This window comes from Alistipes sp. An31A (assembly GCF_002159425.1).
GTDB lineage: Bacteria > Bacteroidota > Bacteroidia > Bacteroidales > Rikenellaceae > Alistipes > Alistipes excrementigallinarum.
On the sequence record NZ_NFIO01000001.1, the window covers coordinates 443,535 to 463,707 of the forward strand.

General features: G+C 62.7%; 17 protein-coding genes and 3 tRNA genes. 9 read left to right on the forward strand and 11 right to left on the reverse strand.

Annotation, left to right across the window (positions count from 1 at the left end; translation table 11 throughout):
- Positions 1 to 17: 17 nt before the first annotated feature.
- Positions 18 to 701, reverse strand: a complete 684-nt coding sequence (locus B5F90_RS01935) for a potassium channel family protein (RefSeq protein WP_087360588.1) — start codon at positions 699 to 701, stop codon at positions 18 to 20.
- 177 nt (positions 702 to 878) lie between these two features.
- Between B5F90_RS01935 and B5F90_RS01940 the strand changes: the two genes are divergently transcribed.
- From B5F90_RS01940 to B5F90_RS01950, 4 genes are all read left to right on the forward strand, one after another.
- Positions 879 to 955 (forward strand) — tRNA-Met (locus B5F90_RS01940).
- A 461-nt stretch (positions 956 to 1,416) separates the two neighbouring features.
- Positions 1,417 to 1,638: a hypothetical protein gene (locus B5F90_RS10765; protein WP_143256076.1), complete on the forward strand. Its 222-nt coding sequence runs from the start codon at positions 1,417 to 1,419 to the stop codon at positions 1,636 to 1,638.
- Positions 1,639 to 1,646: 8 nt separating this feature from the next.
- Positions 1,647 to 2,603 (forward strand): metallophosphoesterase, encoded by a 957-nt coding sequence (locus tag B5F90_RS01945; protein ID WP_087360591.1) that lies wholly within the window; start codon positions 1,647 to 1,649, stop codon positions 2,601 to 2,603.
- A complete protein-coding gene (locus tag B5F90_RS01950) occupies positions 2,578 to 3,282 on the forward strand; it encodes a hypothetical protein (RefSeq protein WP_087360594.1) in 705 nt (234 codons plus the stop codon). The genes B5F90_RS01945 and B5F90_RS01950 overlap by 26 nt, the downstream gene beginning before the upstream one ends.
- A 127-nt stretch (positions 3,283 to 3,409) precedes the next feature.
- Here the strand turns inward: B5F90_RS01950 and B5F90_RS01955 are convergent, their stop codons facing one another.
- From B5F90_RS01955 to B5F90_RS01965, 3 genes are all read right to left on the reverse strand, one after another.
- Complete coding sequence (locus B5F90_RS01955; protein WP_087360597.1) at positions 3,410 to 4,987, reverse strand: Ig-like domain-containing protein; 1,578 nt, start codon at positions 4,985 to 4,987, stop codon at positions 3,410 to 3,412.
- Positions 4,988 to 5,033: 46 nt separating this feature from the next.
- Positions 5,034 to 6,620 carry an Ig-like domain-containing protein gene (locus B5F90_RS01960; RefSeq protein WP_087360600.1) on the reverse strand — a complete coding sequence of 529 codons (1,587 nt, stop codon included), beginning with the start codon at positions 6,618 to 6,620 and terminating at the stop codon, positions 5,034 to 5,036.
- A gap of 148 nt (positions 6,621 to 6,768) precedes the next feature.
- Entirely contained in the window at positions 6,769 to 8,466 is a 1,698-nt protein-coding gene (locus B5F90_RS01965; RefSeq protein WP_162607737.1) for a helix-turn-helix transcriptional regulator, read from the reverse strand.
- A 971-nt stretch (positions 8,467 to 9,437) separates the two neighbouring features.
- Here B5F90_RS01965 and B5F90_RS01970 point away from each other — a divergent pair.
- The 4 genes from B5F90_RS01970 to B5F90_RS01985 are packed head-to-tail and all read left to right on the forward strand — an operon-like array spanning position 9,438 to position 13,508.
- Entirely contained in the window at positions 9,438 to 10,454 is a 1,017-nt protein-coding gene (locus B5F90_RS01970; protein ID WP_087360606.1) for an NAD-dependent epimerase/dehydratase family protein, read from the forward strand.
- 8 nt (positions 10,455 to 10,462) lie between these two features.
- The gene (locus B5F90_RS01975) at positions 10,463 to 11,194 is read left to right on the forward strand and encodes a glycosyltransferase family 2 protein (RefSeq protein WP_087360609.1); all 732 of its coding nucleotides are present in this window, start codon (positions 10,463 to 10,465) and stop codon (positions 11,192 to 11,194) included.
- A 3-nt stretch (positions 11,195 to 11,197) separates the two neighbouring features.
- On the forward strand, positions 11,198 to 11,821 hold the full coding sequence (locus tag B5F90_RS01980; protein ID WP_087360681.1) for a lipid-A-disaccharide synthase N-terminal domain-containing protein: 624 nt from the start codon (positions 11,198 to 11,200) through the stop codon (positions 11,819 to 11,821).
- Entirely contained in the window at positions 11,811 to 13,508 is a 1,698-nt protein-coding gene (locus tag B5F90_RS01985) for a glycosyltransferase family 39 protein (protein ID WP_158699646.1), read from the forward strand. Before B5F90_RS01980 ends, B5F90_RS01985 begins: the two co-directional genes overlap by 11 nt.
- A gap of 559 nt (positions 13,509 to 14,067) precedes the next feature.
- Here the strand turns inward: B5F90_RS01985 and B5F90_RS01990 are convergent.
- The 6 genes from B5F90_RS01990 to B5F90_RS02015 form a co-directional block, all read right to left on the reverse strand.
- Positions 14,068 to 14,838, reverse strand: coding sequence for a S1/P1 nuclease (locus tag B5F90_RS01990; protein ID WP_087360615.1), 771 nt, complete (start codon positions 14,836 to 14,838; stop codon positions 14,068 to 14,070).
- 43 nt (positions 14,839 to 14,881) lie between these two features.
- Positions 14,882 to 16,597 (reverse strand): transcription termination factor Rho, encoded by a 1,716-nt coding sequence (gene rho / locus B5F90_RS01995; protein WP_087360618.1) that lies wholly within the window; start codon positions 16,595 to 16,597, stop codon positions 14,882 to 14,884.
- Positions 16,598 to 16,832: 235 nt separating this feature from the next.
- Positions 16,833 to 16,918: transfer RNA gene (locus B5F90_RS02000), tRNA-Leu, on the reverse strand.
- 42 nt (positions 16,919 to 16,960) lie between these two features.
- Positions 16,961 to 17,881, reverse strand: coding sequence for a tRNA (adenosine(37)-N6)-dimethylallyltransferase MiaA (gene miaA / locus B5F90_RS02005; protein ID WP_087360621.1), 921 nt, complete (start codon positions 17,879 to 17,881; stop codon positions 16,961 to 16,963).
- Positions 17,856 to 18,365, reverse strand: coding sequence for a hypothetical protein (locus B5F90_RS02010; RefSeq protein WP_087360623.1), 510 nt, complete (start codon positions 18,363 to 18,365; stop codon positions 17,856 to 17,858). The genes miaA and B5F90_RS02010 overlap by 26 nt, the downstream gene beginning before the upstream one ends.
- A gap of 36 nt (positions 18,366 to 18,401) precedes the next feature.
- Positions 18,402 to 19,394 carry an acyl-CoA reductase gene (locus B5F90_RS02015; RefSeq protein WP_087360625.1) on the reverse strand — a complete coding sequence of 331 codons (993 nt, stop codon included), beginning with the start codon at positions 19,392 to 19,394 and terminating at the stop codon, positions 18,402 to 18,404.
- Positions 19,395 to 19,603: 209 nt separating this feature from the next.
- Here B5F90_RS02015 and B5F90_RS02020 point away from each other — a divergent pair.
- Positions 19,604 to 19,679, forward strand: a tRNA-Gly gene (locus tag B5F90_RS02020).
- Between the two features lie 298 nt (positions 19,680 to 19,977).
- Here B5F90_RS02020 and B5F90_RS11055 read toward each other — a convergent pair.
- A partial coding sequence (locus B5F90_RS11055; protein WP_204229518.1) for a hypothetical protein occupies positions 19,978 to 20,173 on the reverse strand: 196 nt, incomplete at its 5' end.

The window sequence follows — 20,173 nt, forward strand, 5'->3', positions numbered from 1 at the left end:
CGCCCGCTCGCCGAGCGTCAGGAGTCGGACTCCCGCTTGCGGGGGGCGTACTCCTGCAGGATATAGCTCGTAAATATCGGGAACATCATCATCCCGAGCGACGGCAGCAGCACGGTGACCACCTTGCCGACGGCCGTCACGGCAAATATCTCGGCCCCGACGGTCGTCACATTCATCCAGGCCCACCACAACGCGTCGCCGAAGCCGTCCAGCTTTGGATTGACGCCGATTTCATAGTCGTAGAAGACCAGCGCCGAGAGGTAGGTGAAGACCAGCACGGTGAAGAGGTAGGAGACGAAGAGCTGGCGGATGCGCCCCGTCACGAGCCAGTGCGCCACGATGCCCAGCACGCCGAAGGCCCGGATGAGGGGCATCAGCCCGAGCAGCATCGCCCAGTAGCGCGGCAGCTGCGCGTGGCTCCAGACGGCGATGTTCAGATAGGGAATCGAGATGAGCAGAAAGAGCAGGTTGCGCAGCAGGAAGAGCCCCTTGCGGCCGGCCAGACGCCAGCGGATGAAGAAGTCGCAGAGGAAGAGCAGGCAGACAACCAGCTGCACGGCCAGATAACCGCGCGAGAAGGCCTGATGGTGCCCGGCGAGGATTTCCCACGAAATGGCCACCAGCAGGACCAGCCCGGCCAGCACCTTGAGCTCGGAGAGGCGCCGCATGAGTCTGTTTTCCGAAAGTTCAGAACGTTCCATCGATTGAAAAGTGTTTGGGGTGGAGCGTGCAAATCCGCTGCCAGAGGGGTCCGGACGGAGGTTCGGACTCTTTTTTTGCACTTTTTTTTGGTAGTTCGGAAAATTGTACTACCTTTGCACTCGCTTTGAAACCCCAACCGACAACGGTTCACCGCCCGAGGATTGAGACGAAGCCATGGCGGGATAGCTCAGCTGGTTAGAGCGCATGATTCATAATCATGAGGTCGAGAGTTCAAGTCTCTCTCCCGCTACCAGAAAATCAAGGAGTTACGATGATTCGTAGCTCCTTTTTTCTTTTCCCGGCAGACAATTTGCACACCGGACCGGCGATTTCCGCCACCTCCCCGCATCGGCGGAGCCACGGGCTACCCCACCCCGAAGCCGACCCTACACGCACGCATCCCCGCGCATCCACTCAGCCATACCCGCGCAAACATCCGGGAAACCCCGTCCTGATACTGTTCCCACACGGCATGCCCTTTTGCCCGCTCCGGCCCGATACGCTCCCGCTCCAGCCAGAGCCTCCCGACCAACACAATCCGCCCCACTCAACCCGCCCTACCTGCGCTGCCCCGTTTCGTCCTCCCGGAATAAAGATACCGACCATTAGAACAGAAGAGCTTAATCAGGCGCCTCTTTTCCCCGCTACATGAGGACAAAATGGAGAAAATACGAACACATTGCACGAAATCCCGGAAACAGGATTTCCCGACAAATGATGAATTTTGTCCATGGAATCCGGATGGAACGGGACGGTTCGGGAACGACGCGAAACGGCGCGGAGAAAACGACGCAAAACGGCGCGAAGAAAACGACGCAAAACGGCGCGAAGAAAACGACGCTAAACGGCGCGAAGGAAGCGATGCAACGGTGCGGAACGGTGCGACTGCCCGATTACCGTCCCCTTCCGGCGGATTCTGGAACGAACACCCAATGAAAAGGCCCATGACACCCACTCCTCTCTGCGGAACGGACTCCGAACGTCGCTCGCCCGGCGGCTCCGCCTCGCCGTGCGCGCCGTCGGCTGCCGCGGGATGCCCCATCCGCCGGCGCAGCCACCCGGCACCCAAGGGGTGGACCCGCAAAGGAGCCTCCGCATGTCTTACCCTCTCCCGCCTTCTCCTCGCATGCCTTGCCCTCACGGCGGCATCGTGCCAGGTTAACTACCACCCCTACGACACCCGCGTCGAGGGCGAATGCGGCATCAACGCGAAAAACATCGCCCGCATCGAGGCCGCAACGGCCGGCCGGGATGCCATCCGCTTCGCCGTCATCTCCGACACGCAGCGCTGGTACGACGAGACGGAAGACGCCGTGCAGGCGCTCAACAACCGCGACGACATCGACTTCGTGCTCCACGCGGGAGACATGTCGGATTTCGGGATGAAGGTCGAGTTCGAACGTCAGCGCGACATACTCAACCGCCTCCGGGTGCCGTATGTCGTTCTGCTCGGCAACCACGACTGTCTGGCCACGGGCGAAGAGATTTTCCAAAAGGTCTTCGGAGCCTTCAACTTTGCCTTCACGGCCGGTGACGTACGATTCATCTGTCTCAATACCAACGCTCTGGAGTTCGACCTGAGGGAACCGGTCCCCAACTTCGAATTTCTCGAATCGGAGCTGGCGGATTTTCCGGCCGAAGCCACGCGGACCATCGTCACCATGCATGCGCGCCCCTATACGGAGCAGTTCGACAACAACGTGGCCCGGGTCTTCCAGTTCGTCATCAGGGAGTTTCCCCGACTGCTCTGCTGCATCAACGGCCATGGACACAGCTACAACGTCACGGAGCTCTTCGACGACGGGGTGCTCTACTACGAATGCGACAACATACACAAACGGAGCTACCTGCTCTTTATGGTAAACAGCGAGGGATATGAGTGCACGCGCGTCGAGTTTTAGGAGGCTTCTTCTGCTGCTTGCCGGGATGCTGTGGGTCTCGGCCGTATCGGCGCAGATGCAGGCGCAGACACAGGCGCAAGCGGAGCCGTCGCCGGAGGGACGCACTCCGCTCCGGCTCGACTTCAGGGAGCATCGTGGCTACCGCTCCTGGAAGCGGCTGCTGCCGACCCACGTCAAGGTCCAGTATGCCGGCGGCATGGGGGTCGTCTCCGCAGGCTACGGCTGGGACTACGGCCGCAAATGCCGCTGGGAGACCGACCTGATGATTGGCCTGCTGCCGGGAGCCTATGCCGACAAGACGCACACCACCTTTACACTCCGTCAGAACTACATCCCGTGGAGCATCCGCTGCTGCGAACGGCTCGCCATCGAACCCTTCACCTGCGGACTCTACATGACGCTCATCTCGGGCGAAAAGTTCTGGATTCACGAACCGGACCGCTATCCGGGCGACCAGTACTACAGCTTCACCTCGCGGCTGCGGCTGCATCTCTACGCCGGGCAGCGCGTCACCTGGTACCTGAAGGGGGACTCCCTGCTGCGCAACATCACGCTCTACTACGAGCTCTCGGCCAACGACCTGGATATCATCGCGAAATGCGGCAACCGGACGCTGCATCTCTCCGACATCGTCTACTTCTCCTTCGGAATCAAGTTCCAGCTGTTGGGCGACCTCTGACACCGAAGCCGGCTTCGGCAGAAGGAGCCACCCCGCGCGAACAGACAAAAAAGGGGGTCGGACCTCCCCCTCATTTGGTCCGACCCCTCTCAACGACAGAATCTGCTCTGCCGCTTCTCATTTGGAATTAGAATGCCAGGATGGCACGCGTACGATAGATGGGATACGACTCGTACTTGTAGCAACGGGGCATCTGCCCGTTGGTGGTGGTCATCGAGATGGCCATCGAAGGGAAGTCATCCGCAGCAATGACCTCGGTGCTGGTCCAGTAGAGCATGAAGCCTACCGGAATGGCCGTGCCGATGGTCTGGGCACCCGGAATCAGCGCGATGCTCTCGTTCACCGTCTTGAGGTTCCGGACCGAAGCACCCGAATCACGGATATCCCAGATGTTGCCGTTGTATTCGCCCGTAGCGAGCAGCGACATCTCCTTGGCCGAGCCGAGGTACCAGTCGCTCGATGCCTCGGGAGCGGCGACCGTCTCGCGGTAGTTGTCCACAAACTCGACTACACCGACGGGCCATTCACTGTTCTCGGCCGCAGCGTTGAAGGCCTCGATGGCCTTGGTGTTGTTGTAACCCATCGGGATATTGAGGTTATCCTCCAGGCCGAAGTCCGTTATGGGCGTTTCGTAGTCGGTCACATTGGCATCGACCCATTCGCCAATCGTCTTGCCGTAGGCCTCCGACTGGCTCTGCCATGCGAGCTCCTCGGTCGACTCCTGAAGTGCGACGACCAGTCCGTGCGTGCAGTCGGGGTGTTCGCGGGCCAGGGCCGGGTCGCTTTGGGTCACGTCGCCCACATAGAATACGACGCCGATTGCCGTCTTGCCCGAGTCGTAGGTTGCCGACCATGAGCCGTCCGAATAGTAGAAGTGACCCACGGCCAGCGGCAGCGCCTGGACCGTCACACGGCACTCGGCCGTGCAGTTGCCGGCACGTGCGGTGATGACCGCCTCACCCGGACGCTTGCCGTAGACGGCACCCGTGCCGCTGACGGTGGCAATCCGCTCGTCGGACGACGACCAGGTGATGCTCTTGTTGTCGGCCGATGCCGGCAGTACCGTAGCCGACAGCGTATGCGTCTCGCCCTCGTCAATCTCGATGCTGGTCTCGTTGAGTGTCACCGACTCGACGGGCGTACCTACGACCGAAATCATGGCAGTACCCGTAACACCACCGGCCTCGGCCATGACAATCACCGTACCCGTTGCGACGCCCGTTACCACGCCGTCATCGCTCACCGTGGCGATGTCCTCGTTGGTCGACAGCCACGTCACCGGAGCGTCGATTTCGGCGGGCGTCACCTCGGCCTCGAGGCTGAGCGTCTGGCCGATGAGCACCTCACCCGTCGACGGGGTCACGGTCACCTTGTCGACGGCCTCCGTCACCGTCACCCGACATTCGTCCCTCTTGCCCTGGCACGACACCGACACGACGGTCTGACCGGGAGCTACCGCGAGAACGACACCGTTTTCGCTCACACTTGCGATTTCGGGATTGGCGGATGCCCACTCGAACATCAGCCCTTCACTCGTTCCGGGAGAGACGACAGCCGTCAGGGTCTGCTCTTTACCGACCGAAAGGTTGAGTTCATGCGTATTGAGGGTTACGGACTGGAGCGAGGAGTCCGAGTCGGACTCCTGGCATCCGCACATCACCAAACCGCTCAAAGCGGCAAGGAACAAAGCAGTAAATCTTTTCATGGTACTTTTGGTTTTTTGGGGTTCGCAACTGTATGAATCGTTCAAATCAGAAGGCAAGGATGGGACGCAGCTTGAGCGCCTCGGTCTTCGGGCTGGCCGAAGCCTGTGCCGTGGAGGTCAGCACCTGGTAGAAGTTGTCGGCATCGACCTCGGACGAAGTCTGGTAGACGCCCGGGATGATGGAGAAGATGCCCTGAATCAGCGTGCCGCCGACGGTCTCCAGCACCGTGTTCACCGCCCTGCGGTTGTCGTCCGAGGAGGCCTCCTCGAAGTTACCGTCGACCTTGCCCGAGATGAGCAGCGACATTTCGCGTACCGACGGGATGTACCATCCGCTGGTGGAGGAGGGTGCGGCATTCGAGGCGCTGAAGGTCTCCAGTCCGTCGACCGACTCTACGGGCCATGCGCTGTTCTCGGCCGCTGCGTTGAAGGCCTTGAGGGCCATCGTGTTATTGTATCCCATCAGGTTGCCGGCATTGGCTGCGGTGCCGCTGGTGAGAATGGGCTCGTAGTCGGGTGCGTTGGCCTCAATCCACGACGAGACGGTCTTGCCGTACTGGGCGGCCTGCGACTGCCAAGTGATGGTCACCTCACTCAGCGAGACGGCCAGGCCGTGCGTGCAGTCACCGTGGTCGCGGGCCAGAGCCGCGTCGGTGGCCGTTGCATCGCCGGCATGGAATACGATGCCGACAACGGTTTTGTCCTCCTGGAGCTCCGTCGACCAGGTGCCATCGGAGTAGAAGTAGTCACCCACGTTGACCGACGAGGTCGAAGGGGGCGTCTCGGGAGCCGTCACGACGACCTTGCACTCGGCCGTGCAGTCACCGGCCGTTGCGCGGACGGTGGTATTGCCCGCCTTGAGGGCCTTCACCATACCGGTCTGGTCGACCGTAGCCACCGTCTCGTCGAGGCTCGTCCAGGTGACACCCTTGTTGGTGGCATCGTCGGGCTTGACCGTTGCGATGAGCACCGAGTAGCCGCCCTCCTCGAGTTCGAGCTCCGTCTGGTTGAGCGTGATGCTCTCGACGGCCACTTCGGTCACCACGACGACGCACTCGTCGGAGTATTCGCCCGCCGTGACAGTCACGGTCGCCTCACCGGCGGCCAGCGCCTCGATTGAACCCGTGTCGCTGACCTTGACGACCTTGTCGTCGGAGGACTTCCACGTCAGTTCGTATACGGCATCCTCAGGCTCGACGATGGCCTCCAGCTTGTAGGTCTCGCCCACTTTCAAATCGAGGTTGTGGGTATTGAGCGTGACCGACTCGACATCGACGATGCCGTCATCGACCGTTACCCGGCAGCTTGCCGAGACATTGCCCGAGCTGACCGTGACGACAGCCTCGCCGTAAGCCAGCGCCGTGATGGTGCCCTCCTCGACCGAGACCGTCTCGGGGTCGCTCGAGCTCCAGGTCAGCACGACGTCTTCAATACCCTCGGGAAGCAGCGTGACTTCGAACGTATACCGGTCGCCGACATCGAGCGTTACAGCCTCCTTGTCGAGGATTATCTCTTCCAGTGTAGGTTTCGGTGTGACCTTGTCGGTGTTTTCATCATCGGAACACCCGGCAAACAGGACTACCGCGACAGTCCAGAATACCAACATCCGAACTGCAAATAATGCATGTTTCATAGTAGTGACCGTTCGTTAAGGATTAATAAAAGGATTCGGGGAAGAGGCGCCCGCCGAGTGGGGAAAACCTCTTCCTCAAAAGTAGAGAGAAGGGTCCAAGAATGAAAATTTAACTGTAGATAGTTCTACAATTTTACAAATTATCGGATTATTTGTCCGATTTGTAGCCTCTGACCTCCTTGCGGTAGATGCTTGGAGTGCATCCGGTCTCCCGCTGGAAGGCCTTCGAGAAGACCGTGACCGAGTTGTAGCCGATGTCGTCGGCCAGCTGTTTGAAGAGCATGTCGCTGCCCCGGTCGGCGATGAGGCGCGTCGCCTCGGCGATGCGGAAGGTGTCGAGGTAGCGGTTGAACGACATGCCGGCAAAGGTGTTGATGGCACGCGAGCAGTAGGTCCGGTTGGATTCGGTCATGTCGGCCAGCACCTCCAGCGTGAGGTTCTTCATGCGGTAAATCCGGTCGACGCGCATGAGGTGTTCAATCTTGCCGAAGAGCTCGCGGTCCGTATCGCTGTGTTCGTCGCCGCCGGCGCTGGTGTTGCAGTTCGACTTGAGCTCCAGCAGCGAGAGGTACTCCTGGTGCTTCTTGACCAGCTTGCCGTACATCTTGCGCTGGCGGTAGTAGAGCAGCCCGAGCAGGAACGAGAAGCCCGTCACGCCGATGGAGAGCGAGAGCAGCAGCAACAGACGCTGCCGGTTCTTGCGCTGCTCCAGCTCGCGGGCCAGCATCATGCGCTCGACCTCCGAGGCCTCGCGCTGCTCGATGAGCTCGCGGAACTCCCGCTCGCGCAGATTCGACGTGGTGTCGGAGTATGTCTTGTACATGCGCGAATAGCGGGCGGCATCCATGTAGTTCCCCATCTCGTAGGAGAGGTCGGCCATCTGGCCGAGCAGGCTCTTGCGGTACTCCATGTTGCCGGTCGAATCCGAAATCTCGAGCCCCCGCCGGTACATGCCGGCCGCCGCCGTGCGCTCGCCGCGTCCGAGCAGGTAGTCGCCGTAGGTGAGGTAGACCTGCGAGGCGGTGCCGGGGTCGGTGTAGCGGATGAAGTCGAGGGCCCGGTCGTAGAACTTCGAGGCGTCGGCCCCGTCGCCGCGCGACTGGCTTATCCAAGCGAACATGGCATAGATGAACGGCATCTGCGAATGGGCCCCGCCCTGCTGCGCATAGCGGTCGGCTTGGGTCAGGTAACGCTCCGCGGCGTCGTAATCGTGCTTCACGTAGTACATCTGCGCCATGACGATGCAGGCCGCGCACTTGGCATAGAGGCTGACCCCCTCCTGCGTGGTGGCCAGGGAGTAGGCCTCGCGGGCATACTCATAGCCCTTGTCGCTGTTCTGCACGTAGAAGATGTTGACGATGTTCGAAAGCAGCGCGATGCGGTCGCTTGTATTCTCGCGGCCGTCGGCCCACTCCAGCCCCTCGATGTAGTTGTTGAGCGCCTTCGAGTAGTCGAGGCTCGAACGGAGGAGGTAGCTGCCGAGCACGTTGCTGCGCATGATGTGCAGCCCCGACGAGAGGGGGAAATCCTTCAGCGGCTCGATGAGGTCGACGTAGCGGCGCACCGAGTCCATGTCGCCCATGAAGAGGTACGACTGCGCCATGTTGAGCCCCGTGTAGACCATCATCAGCGTATCGTGCCGCCGGGCGGCGTCACCGTAGGCCGGGCGGGCGACGAGAATCACCGAGTCGTGCTGTCCGGCGAAGCTGTAGCGCTGCAGCGTGCGGGCCAGCGTTTCGCGGGCCAGCTTCGTGGCGGCATCGACCTCATCGGTCGTGCCGGGCTTCGCATGCGAGCAGGCCGCAAGCGAGCAGAGTAGCAGCGACAGGACCACTGCATGGTGCACATATGTGACGACAGACCGTTTCATGAGGCGTCAAGGGGAAGGGGGAAGGGAGGGTGCAATGGAACCGGGCACGGGAGCGTTCGAAGGGTTCACGGTGCATCCAATGGCGTAAAGATAGGAAAAAATATGGTTGCGGCAATGCATTTTCGTCTCCGATGCGGCATCTTCACCATCCGCACCCGGCACTCCGACCGGTGTCGGCACGGATTTGCCGCACGCCCGACGGTCGTATCGGGGCTGCCCCGCGACACTTAGTATTAAAAGACGCCCCGCTTCACCGCACCCGCCCTCATCCTCCCCGTACGGGAGCATCCGCCGACTCCCGGCACGGGCACACCCGAGGAATATTTTCACCCGCCGGAGGGGAATTGCACCCCAAAGGGGTCAAATAAGGACAAATCGAACACTTCGTCAAACCTTCGGGAATAAGAACTTCGCCGGCAAATGATGAATTTTGCCGATGAAAAGCAGACTGTGCAAACAGCGACGCGCTACCCCCGACCAAGCGTCCTGCCCAAGACTCGCCCCCAAGTCCGAGCCTTCCGCAACAACCGCATAGCCAGAGAGGAAGCAGCCATCCGAACGATGTCTGACCGAGGCCTCTTTCCATACGCCGCACCGATGGTCCGAAACGACATCGGCTGCGGAGTGTTGTGACACGTCCGCCGTGGATGGAGGTGCCGCGCCGTGATGCGGCCGCCGGGGAATGGAGAGCGCCAAGCACCGCAGGCAACCGGAAGAAGATTGCGAGAAGACCGGGCAACCGAAAGGGGCCCGCGGAGCGACCGGGTGAAGAACGCGGGAAGGCCGCAAAAGCTGCGGGGAAGCAGCGGAAAGCCGCAGCAGCCGGGGCAAAACCGGGCTACGGCGAACAACCGGGCGAAGCCCGCAAACGGGTGCGCGAGCCGCGGAAAAGCAGGAAAGCAACGCCGGTCTGCCGGATGTTCCACGACATAACCTTATCGCACGAGATGAAGATACTGATTACGGGAGCCGCCGGATTCATCGGCTACCACCTCTGCCGCCGGCTGCTCGACGAAGGTCACCAAATCACGGGCATCGACTCGCTCAACGACTACTACGACGTCCGCCTGAAGCTGGCCCGGCTGGCCGAACTGGGCATCGACGCCCCGACGGACGACACCCCGCAGCTCCGGTCGTCGCGTACCGCCCCGATGCGCTTCGCACAGATGCACATCGAGGATGTCGCGGTACTCGAGGGGCTCTTCGCCGCCGAACGCTTCGACCGGGTCATCCATCTGGCGGCGCAGGCCGGCGTCCGCTACTCGCTCGAGAACCCCATTGCCTACGCCAGCAGCAACGTGCTCGGATTCGTCAACCTGCTCGAGTGCTGCCGCAAGCAGGGCGTCGGCCACGTCCTCTACGCCTCGTCGAGCTCCGTCTACGGAGGCAACACGAAGGTCCCCTTCGCCGAGAACGACCCCGTGAACCACCCCGTATCGCTCTACGCCGCCACCAAGCGCAGCGACGAACTCATCGCCGAGGTCTACGCGCGGCTCTACGCGCTGCCGCTCACGGGGCTCCGCTTCTTCACGGTCTACGGCCCGTGGGGACGCCCCGACATGGCCCCGATGCTCTTCACGCGGAGCATCCTCGCGGGGAAGCCGATTCGGGTCTTCAACCACGGCGACATGCGGCGCGACTTCACCTACATCGACGACATCGTCGAGGGGGTGGTGCGGCTGCTCGACCAGGTGCCCTCGGGCGCCATCCCCACCGAGCTCTTCAACATCGGCCACGGCAGCCCGATGGAGCTCATGGAGTTCATCCATACGCTCGAGCGGGCGCTCGGCCGCACGGCGCAGCTCGACCTGCAGCCCATGCAGCCGGGCGACGTCCCCTGCACGTGGGCCGACACGACCCATCTGCAGGAGCGGATTCACTTCCAGCCCCGCGTGACGCTCGCCGAGGGCATCGGCCGCTTCGCCGCGTGGTACCTCTCCGACAAGAACCCCTTGAAGAACTGAATACGGACATGAACCATACATCGGAATACGAATTTACGATTATTGTCCCCGTCTACAACGAGCGGGACAACATCGACCGGCTCGAGGAGGCCTTCGCACACTACCTCCCCGCGGCATCGCGACGCAGCTGCGTGCTCTTCATCAACGACGGCTCGACGGACGGAAGCCTCGAGCTGCTGCAGCGCATCTGCGCCCGCAACCCCCACTTCTACTACCTCTCCTTCATGCGCAACGCCGGGCTGAGCGCCGCACTCAAGGCCGGAATCGACCACGCCGAGTCGCCGCTGGTGGGCTACATCGACGCCGACCTGCAGACCCATCCCGAGGATTTCGAGCGGCTGCTGCCGCTGGCCGTCGAGCATCAGCTCGCCACGGGCATCCGCGCCGGACGCAAGGACTCGCTCTTCAAGCGCTTCCAGTCGAAGTTCGCCAACTCGTTCCGCCGGATGATGACCCACGACGGCGCCACCGACACGGGCTGCCCGCTCAAGGTGATGCAGACGCCGGCGGCCAAACGCCTGCCCCTCTTCAAGGGGATGCACCGCTTCCTGCCGGCGCTCATTCTGCTGCAGGAGGGTGCCTCCTATGCCGAAACCCCCGTGCCGCACTACCCGCGCACGGCCGGCGCCTCGAAGTTCCACCTCTGGAACCGGCTCATCTCCCCACTGATGGACTGCTTCGCCTACCGCTGGATGCGCAAGCGGGCCATCAACTACCGGGTCGGACCCACCAACCTGTAGGCCATGGGGTGGATTTACGCCATCGGCTTTCTGGCGCAGCTCTTCTTCTCGGCGCGCATCCTCATCCAGTGGGTCCTCTCGGAGCGGGCGCACCGCATCGTCTCGCCCTCGGCCTACTGGATATGTTCGCTGGCCGGGTCGTGGCTGCTCTTCCTCTACGGATGGCTGCGCGACGACTTCTCCATCATCCTCGGGCAGCTGATTTCCTACTACATCTACCTCTGGAACCTCAATCTGAAGGGACTCTACCGCCGCATTCCGCTGCTGCTGAGGGCTGTGCTGCTCCTCACGCCCGTGGCGGCGCTCGTGGCCATCGCCGGCCATGCCGAGGCCTTCGTGCGGGACTTCCTCCAGAACGACCAGGTGCCCCTCTGGCTGCTGCTCTTCGGCTCCGTAGGGCAGGCGATTTTCTCGCTGCGCTTCGTCTACCAGTGGCTCTACTCGGCGCGCCACGGCGAGTCGAGCCTGCCGGTCGGATTCTGGGCCATGAGCCTCGTGGGCTCGGCCATGATTGTCTGCTACGGTCTGATTCGCCTCGACCCGGTGCTCATTCTGGGTCAGTCGGTCGGATTCATAGCCTATGCCCGCAACCTCCTTATCGGACGCAAACACGACCATGAAGCATAGATTCCCGCTGCTGCTGGCCGGCTGCCTGCTGGCCCTGCTTCCGGTGATGCTCCTCCGGGACTTCACCCCCTCGAACGAACTGCGCTACCTGAGCATCGCCGACGAGGCGCTGCGCGAGGGGCACCTCTTCACCTTCACCTTCCAGGGCGAGCCCTACGCCGACAAACCGCCCCTCTACCTGTGGCTCGTCATGCTGGGCCGGCTCCTCTTCGGACAGCACCAGATGCTCTACCTCGCGCTGCTGGCGCTGCTGCCGGCGATGGTCATCCTCGCCACCATGGAGCGCTGGCTGCGCACCGTCGTCGAAAGGCGCAACCGCATGACGGCCGCCCTGATGCTGATGACCAGCGGGCTCTTCCTCGGGCTGGCGGTCTGCGTGCGGATGGACATGCTCATGTGCATGTTCATCACGCTGGCGCTCTACTCCTTCTGGCAACTCTACACCGGCACGGGCAGCGAGCGGCTCCACCGCACGCTCTTCGCGCTCTTCACCTGGCTGGCGCTCTTCACCAAGGGGCCGGTCGGGCTGCTCGTCCCGCTGCTCTCGGCGACGCTCTTCCTGCTCGTCGAGCGCAAGCCGCGGCTCATCGCCCGCTGCTGCGGATGGTACACGTGGGGCATCATCGCCGGCTGCAGCGCCCTCTGGTTCCTGGCCGTCTGGCTCGAGGGCGGGTCGGAGTACCTCAATAACCTGCTCTTCCACCAGACAATCGACCGCGCCGTCGACGCCTTCCACCACAAGGAGCCCTTCTGGTACTACCTCGTGTCGTACTGGTACTCGCTGGCCCCCTGGTCGCTGCTCATCGCGGGCATCATCCTCACGGCGCTGGTGCGCCGCATGCGGATGACCGACCTCGAGCGCCTCTTCCTCACCGTCATCGTCTCGACGCTGGTCATGCTGTCGCTCTTCAGCTCGAAGCTGGCCGTCTACCTCGCGCCGACCTTCCCCTTCTTCGTCTACCTGGCCGCATCGCTGGCGCAGCGGATGCCCCCGGCACGGTGGATGAAGGCGACCGTAGCCCTTCCGGCCCTCATCTGGTGCGCGGCGCTTCCGGCTGCCGTCGTGCTGCGGCAGAACGCCGACCTCGCCTTCCTGGGCAACGGCTGGTGCCTGGCCGCCACGGCGCTGCTCACCGCCGCTGGCATCGCGGCGCTGACACTTCTGTGGCGGGAGCAGACGCTCCGGCACGCCATCAATACGCTGGCCGCGGGGCTTCTGGCAGCCCTCTTTGTCGGCGGCATGGCCCTGCCGCGGCTCAACACCCTGCTGGGCTACGGCACCATGTGTCGCCAGGCCGTCGAACTGGCCCGGACGAACGGCACGACGGCCTATTACAGCTGGGAGGTGCGCCGTCCCGAGTCGATGGATGCCTACCTGGGGGCTCCGGTCCGGGCGGTGACGACCGACGAGGTGCTTGCGGGCGAGGTGACCGAGGGTATTCTGATGCTCGCGGCGCGCAAACTGGAGCAGGACGACGCCATGCAGCGGTTCCTTGCCGGCAAGCGGCTGCACCCCGTAGGCGAGTACCTGCTGGTCGAAATCACCCCGGCCGACACCGATACTGCGGAACCGGCCGAAGCCGGCAGTGCTGAGCCGACCGACACTGCCCCGACCGGCACCGACGCCGCGGAAACGGCTGACACTGCGGTCCGAATTGCAACCCCGGCCCCGACCGACCGGCAGTAACCCGCACAGCAGAGCCAACTCCCCGCCCCGGCCTGCCGCCCCCTCCAGCCGATGACGGCTCCGGCTGCGGCCCGACAGTCCCGCTAACCACCCGCCGACCACTTATCCGCCTGCCCTTCCGACCGATGGGCAGGCGTTTTTTTGCTCCGTGCGGCTCCGCAGTCAGCAACAATATCCGCCGCCCTCGTCGCTCCGCTCCGGGAACCCCGCTTTCCACACCCGCCTCTGCCTCCGCTTCCTACCGCACCGCCGCATTCTCCGCTCACCCACGCCGGCACCGGCCCACTTGTCCTCCCCGCATATCCGCCGCTCGCTCCGAAGGCCGCTCGCTCCGCCTGCTGCCGTACCGTCCTCCCCCACCGCCAGCCAACAAAAAACCCGTCCTCGGTCGAGGACGGGTTCCACACACAAACATTAACAATACAAACAATGCAATGGCTGAATTTCCTGCTTATTGTTCTCGATACAAAGGTCGGGCAAAACAACGCGCCGGACAATCGCCACAAATGAGTATTTTCGTTCGTGTGAACTCACCACTTATGGGGAGCAGCCTCCCCCGCTATCGGTAAATCTCGTTCAGCAGCCGGGCCAGACGGTATCCGCCGCGCAGGAACTGGCGCTCCACCACCGGGGCATATCGCGCCACGTAATCGTATGATATGGAGCTTCCTTCGGGTGTCGCACCGTAGATTTCGCTGCAAAGCGCCCACGTCTCGAGGGCCCAGTCGCGCGGCAGCCCCGACTCGACGAGCATCACTTCGTCGTCGGCCAGACGGTCAATCTGCTCCTGCCACTCCGTATAGCTCCATTTGTGGGCCGACTCGGGAAGGGTCGTATCCCACGCCGCATGGAGGTTCGACGAGCGGCCGAAGACGGTCACCGGCACCCGGTTGCCCCCCAGGTCGGAGAGGTGCCCCAGGTGCATCGGGCAGTGCATGTCGCCCACCAGATGAATCAGCATCTTGAGGTCAAGCGCCTCCTCCTCGGGCGTGAGCTCCCCCGACGAGAGCCGCTCGACGAGCTGCTCGACGGCCGTCAGCACGTCGCCGTCGGGATTCACGGGCATCGTCTCGAGCGTCTGCCCGGCGTCGATGTTACGGTAGTGCCACGTCTTCGTATAGGCATATTCGGACTGGTGGCTGGCGTTGTCGAGCCAGTTGGCGTAGTAGACCAGCGAGTGGCCGCCCAGCACCTTGTCGACCGCCTCGGCAGCCTCGGGCGTCAGGTGGCATTCGGCGATGTAGGCCGTCACGTCGTGCCCCTTGGGCCCCCACGCCAGCGAGGCCTGGGCCAGCACGAGGCTGCAGCACAAAAGAACAATACGTTTCATCGTAATCGTTTGTTATCCAAAGGTTTCTTCACTCCCACCTCCATCAGTGGTTCATCGTTGCGAGGAACTCCTCGTTGGTCTCCGTCAGATTCATCTGCTTCTGGAGGAACTCCATCGCCTCGACGGGCGTCATGTCCGAAAGGTACTTGCGCAGCACCCACGTGCGGTTCATCACGTCACGCGGCAGCAGCAAATCCTCGCGGCGCGTACCCGAGGCAATCACGTCGACGGCCGGGTAGACGCGCTTGTTGGCCAGCTTGCGGTCGAGCTGCAGCTCCATGTTGCCCGTGCCCTTGAACTCCTCGAAAATCACCTCGTCCATCTTCGAACCGGTATCGATGAGCGCCGTGGCGATAATCGTCAGCGAGCCCTTCTCCTCCGTATTGCGCGCGGCACCGAAGAAGCGCTTGGGCTTGTGGAGCGCGTTGGCGTCGACACCGCCCGAGAGCACCTTGCCCGAGGCGGGCTGCACGGAGTTGTAGGCACGCGCCAGACGGGTGATGGAGTCGAGGAAAATCACCACGTCGTGGCCGCACTCGACCATCCGCTTGGCCTTCTCGAGCACCATCTCGGCCACCTTCACGTGGCGCGAGGCCTGCTCGTCGAAGGTCGAGGCGACGACCTCGGCCTTGGCGTTGCGCGCCATCTCGGTCACCTCCTCGGGGCGCTCGTCGATGAGCAGCACAATCAGATAGACGTCGGGATGGTTGTCGGCTATGGCGTTGATAATCGACTGCATGAGCATCGTCTTACCCGTCTTGGGCTGGGCGACAATCAGCGCGCGCTGCCCCTTGCCGATGGGCGAGAAGAGGTCTACGATGCGCGTGGTGAGGTTGTTGTGGCCGTTGCCCGTCAGGCAGAACTTCTCGTTGGGGAAGAGCGGCGTCATGTACTCGAACTGCACCCGGTCGCGGATGTATTCGGGCTTCAGGCCGTTGATTTCGTTGACACGCACCAGCGGGAAGTACTTCTCGCCCTCCTTCGGGGGGCGGATGACGCCGTTGACCGTATCGCCCGGCTTCAGACCGAAGAACTTGATTTGCGAGGGCGAGACGTAGATATCGTCGGGCGAATTGAGGTAGTTGTAGTCGGCCGAGCGGAGGAATCCGTAGCCGTCGGGCATGATTTCGAGCACGCCCTCGCCCTCGACCTCCCCGGCGAAGTCATCCTTCGTGATGACCTCCTCGTCGAGCGAGCGGATGGCATCCTGCACCGTGGCGGCCTGAGGCTGCGGCGCCGCAGCGCCCCGCTCGGCAGCGGGCACCTCAGAGGGCTGCTGGTGCACTGTGTTCTTGGGCTTGCGGCCGCGGCGCTTCCCGGCCAGTGCGGGCTGGGCCTGTCCTTCGGCCGCAGCCGGGGCATCGGCTCCGGCAGCGCGGGTCTCGGCGCCGTCCGTCGGAGCATCGGCCGCGGCGGCCGGCATCCCGGTTTCGGCAGAGAGCTCCTCGGCCCCCTCGACCAGCGAACCGTCGACAACGGGTCCGGCGGCCGGCTCTACGCTCTGCTGCGCAGCCTCCTCGGCCGGCTTGAGCCGCGGACGGCGTCCGCGACGCGGTTTGGCGGGCGCCTCGGCCGCAGGCTGAGCCGCGGGTTGTGCGGCGGGCGTTTCGGACGCCGCGGGCTCCCCGGCACCGTTTCCGGCGATGGTCTCTATCAGTTCGCGCTTCTTCTTGGCCATGACATTCTTCAGGCCCAGGGCCTTGGCGATTTCACGCAGTTCGGCAAGGCTTTTCCCTTCCAGCGCTTTCAAATCCTGCATAAGGTAACGTGTAAAATTCTTAATGATGATTGTACCCGGGCGGGCGCCCGGCGTTCGGAATTCGCATGCAAAGATAATGCATTATTTTGGATTTCAAAACAAAATGCGCCTTCCGGGGCCCTTTGGGCCGACATTCAGGCCATTCGGGTCGCGCGGCGGGCAAAAAAGAACCGACTGACCGTGCAAAACGCCACACGGTCAGTCGGATAGTTCCATTCGGAGCGGAGCCCCTGCGTACTCGGAGCGGGAATCGAACCCGCACGACCATTGCTGGTCACAGGATTTTAAGTCCGGCGTGTCTACCTATTCCACCATCCGAGCTCCCGCCTCCTATGCGGAGGCGCTGCAAAAATAAGAAATAATTTACGATTCGCCAAAATCCACATGGCGGAACATCGCCTCGAGGTCGTCGCGGCGGAACCAGCGAATCTCCCCGTCGCGGCGGAACCAGGTCATCTGCCGCTTGGCATAGCGGCGCGTGTTGCGCTTGATGGCCTCGACGGCCTCGTCGCGGGAGCACCGCCCCTCGAAGAAGTCGAACAGCTCGCGGTAACCCACTGTCCGCAGGGCATTCAGATGGCGGTAGGGATAGAGCGCGCGGGCCTCGGCCTCGAGCCCCTCGGCCATCATGGCGTCGACGCGGCGGTTGATGCGCTCGTAGAGCTCCTCGCGCGGCACCTCGATGCCGATTTTCACGATGTCGAACGGACGCTCGCGGCGCCGCCCGAGGCGCAGCTCCGAGAAGGGGCGCCCCGTCTGCAGGCAGACCTCCAGCGCCCGCACCACCCGCGCGGGGTTGCTGCGGTCGACCTGCTCGTAGTAGAGCGGGTCGAGCGTGCGCAGCCGCTCGGCGAGCGCCGCCACTCCCTCTTCGCGCAGCTGCTCGGCGAGCGCCGCCCGCAGTTCGGGGTCGGCCTGCGGCAGTTCGTCCATTCCCTCGCAGAGCGCCTTGATGTAGAGCCCCGAGCCGCCGACGGCAATGACCGTCCGATGCTGCTCGAACAGCCGGTCGAGAAGCGCCAGAGCTTCAACCTCATAGGCGCCGCAGCTCAACTCCTGCGTGATGTCATGCGAGGCGATGAAGTGGTGCTCGGCCGCACGCAGCTGTTGGGCCGTGGGCTGTGCCGTGCCAATCGGCATGCCGCGGTAGAACTGCCGCGAATCGGTCGACACAATCGGAGCCCCGTAGTGCTGCGCCAGCGCGATGGCCAGGTCGGTCTTGCCCGACCCCGTAGGGCCCACCACTACGACGAGCCGTTTAGTATTCGTCGTCGTAGTTGTCATCCCCCTCGAAGTCGCGGAAATCGTCCATCACCTCGTCGAAAATCGACCCTTCGCCCGACTGCACCACCCCGGCGCGGTACTGGTCGGGCACCTCCTCGCGCGCATAGATTTCGCGCGGATAGGACTCGCCCGGACGCGCCTCGTAGGCACCCGTCAGCTCGAGGAAGTAGGCACGGTCGCCGAACATGTCGAAGAGGTAAATCAGCCTGTCGCGCAGGTTGTGGATAATCTGTCCGAGCGTCACGGACTCCATCGGGCGCGGCGCCCCAGGCGAATCTTCGCCCATGTCCATGAGCGTGAACTCACCGAGCTTCTCCCACCGTTCGTCGGCCGTGAAGAACGAAGTCATGCACTCCTCATACTCGAGCGACTCGAGCAGGAAGCAGTGGAAATCGAGCAGCGTCATGTCGTAGGGCACCTCGTAGTCGCGCACGAAGTTGTCGTTCTCGTCACTCAGCATGCGGAATCGGAAAATCATCGACATAGCACAAAAAATATTTATAACGTTCAAAGATACCATTTATCGGAGCTCCGTCGTCAGGAAGCGGAGAATATCGCGGTCGTCGGGATAGTCCGTGAGCGTCGGCAACTGCGCCTGACCGAAGTCAACGCGCCGCGAATGGTCGACGCACTGCGAGACGACGCACTGCAACTCGCCGTCGTGCGCGGCGAGCCACGCCTCCACCTCCCCCGTCGAGCGGTATTCGGCCACGGCCAGCTCGCTGAGCATGCGCGGGAAGTCGCGGCGGGGCACCAGCAGTGCTCCGCCGACATCGACGAAGGGGTGACGCTCCATCACCAGCAGCGCCCGCGCCTGGCGGTAGTTGCTGGCGAATTTGGGATTCATCCCGTCGGGCACCCGCAGATGCGGCCTGTACCCCTCGGGGACGAAGAGCAGCGAGACGTTGCGGCAGCCGAGGCCCGAATAGGCCCAGATGTCGTCGGCGAGCGCCGCGAGCTGTTCGTCGCGCTCGCGGCCCGAGAGGACGGCCACCGAGTGGCGGTTGCCGCGCAGCAGCGCCGGGATGCCGCCGAAGCGGCTGCGGAAGTAGCGGTTGGCATTGTCGCTGCCGGTGGCGATGACGCCGTCGACCTCCCCACGCCCGTCGTACTCCTCGATAGCCATCCCGGGCTCAATCTCCCGCAGCAGCGCGCAGACATACTCCATCAGCACGCGGTCCTTGGCCGCCGGCTTGACCAGACAGCGGTGGCCGCTCGCCACGACGCAGAGCAGGTCGAAGAAGCCGACCAGCGGGATGTTGCCGGCCATGACCACCAGCACGCGGCGGGGCTTGCAGACCGGGATTCCCTCGTAGCGAGAGAGCCACCCCGCAAGCAGCCCGGGGTCGAGCATCCGGCTCACGATGGCCCCTACGGCCCGCCGGATGTCGCGGGGCGTAAACCAGCCGTTGGCCGCACAGGCGCAGTCGATGACCAGCCGCGAGGCCTCATCGTCGCCGAAGCCGCGCAGGCGCCGCCCGAGCTCGGCAAAGAGTTCAATCGTCCGTTTCATGAAGACAAAGATAAGGGTTCGCGGCGGAAATTCTAAGCCCGACGAGCGGATATTTTCGCATCCCCACTGACGCTCAGCCGGATACGGCGCAGCGCCTCCGGTTTTGGAAAATAAAAACGCGGAAAATTCAAAAAAATGGGGCCAAAAATTTGGAAGTGCGCATTTTTTACCTACCTTTGCACTCGCAAACGACAAACGTCGCTACCGATGCGGAAATAGCTCAGTTGGTAGAGCGCAACCTTGCCAAGGTTGAGGTCGCGGGTCCGAGTCCCGTTTTCCGCTCCAAAGCAGAAGGGAGAATCTTCAAAGATTCTCCCTTTTGTTTTGCATGCCGGGCATGCCGGGGCGATGGACTCGGCACCTGCGACCTCAAAACGCCCCTTCCAGGGGCCGGGGGTGTCTGCAAAGTTTCGCGGAACCGCTCGCGCGCAGCGCGAGTGCGAGTCCCGTTTTCCGCTCTCCGGGTCAGACGAAAGGACGAGCAGAGAACTGACCAAATCCTAGAAAACCTTGTATATCAGCGATATGCAAGGCTTTTTCTTGTATTCCCCCACTCCTGTTGAGGCAAAAGGCAGCAAGTATTTCAGGTCTTAATCGTGACCTTTTTTGCTCGGACCGAAAACAGGTCACGATTTAGCTCTATTTCGCTGATTTGCATTATTTTACTCTGCAACATTCCAGTGCTGAAGACGTTTAATTTATCCAAAAACCAAGCCGTCCTATTGCCACGAACCACCTTCAGCGTCGTCTTCTTCTGCAAGAAGACCAAAGTCACGAAA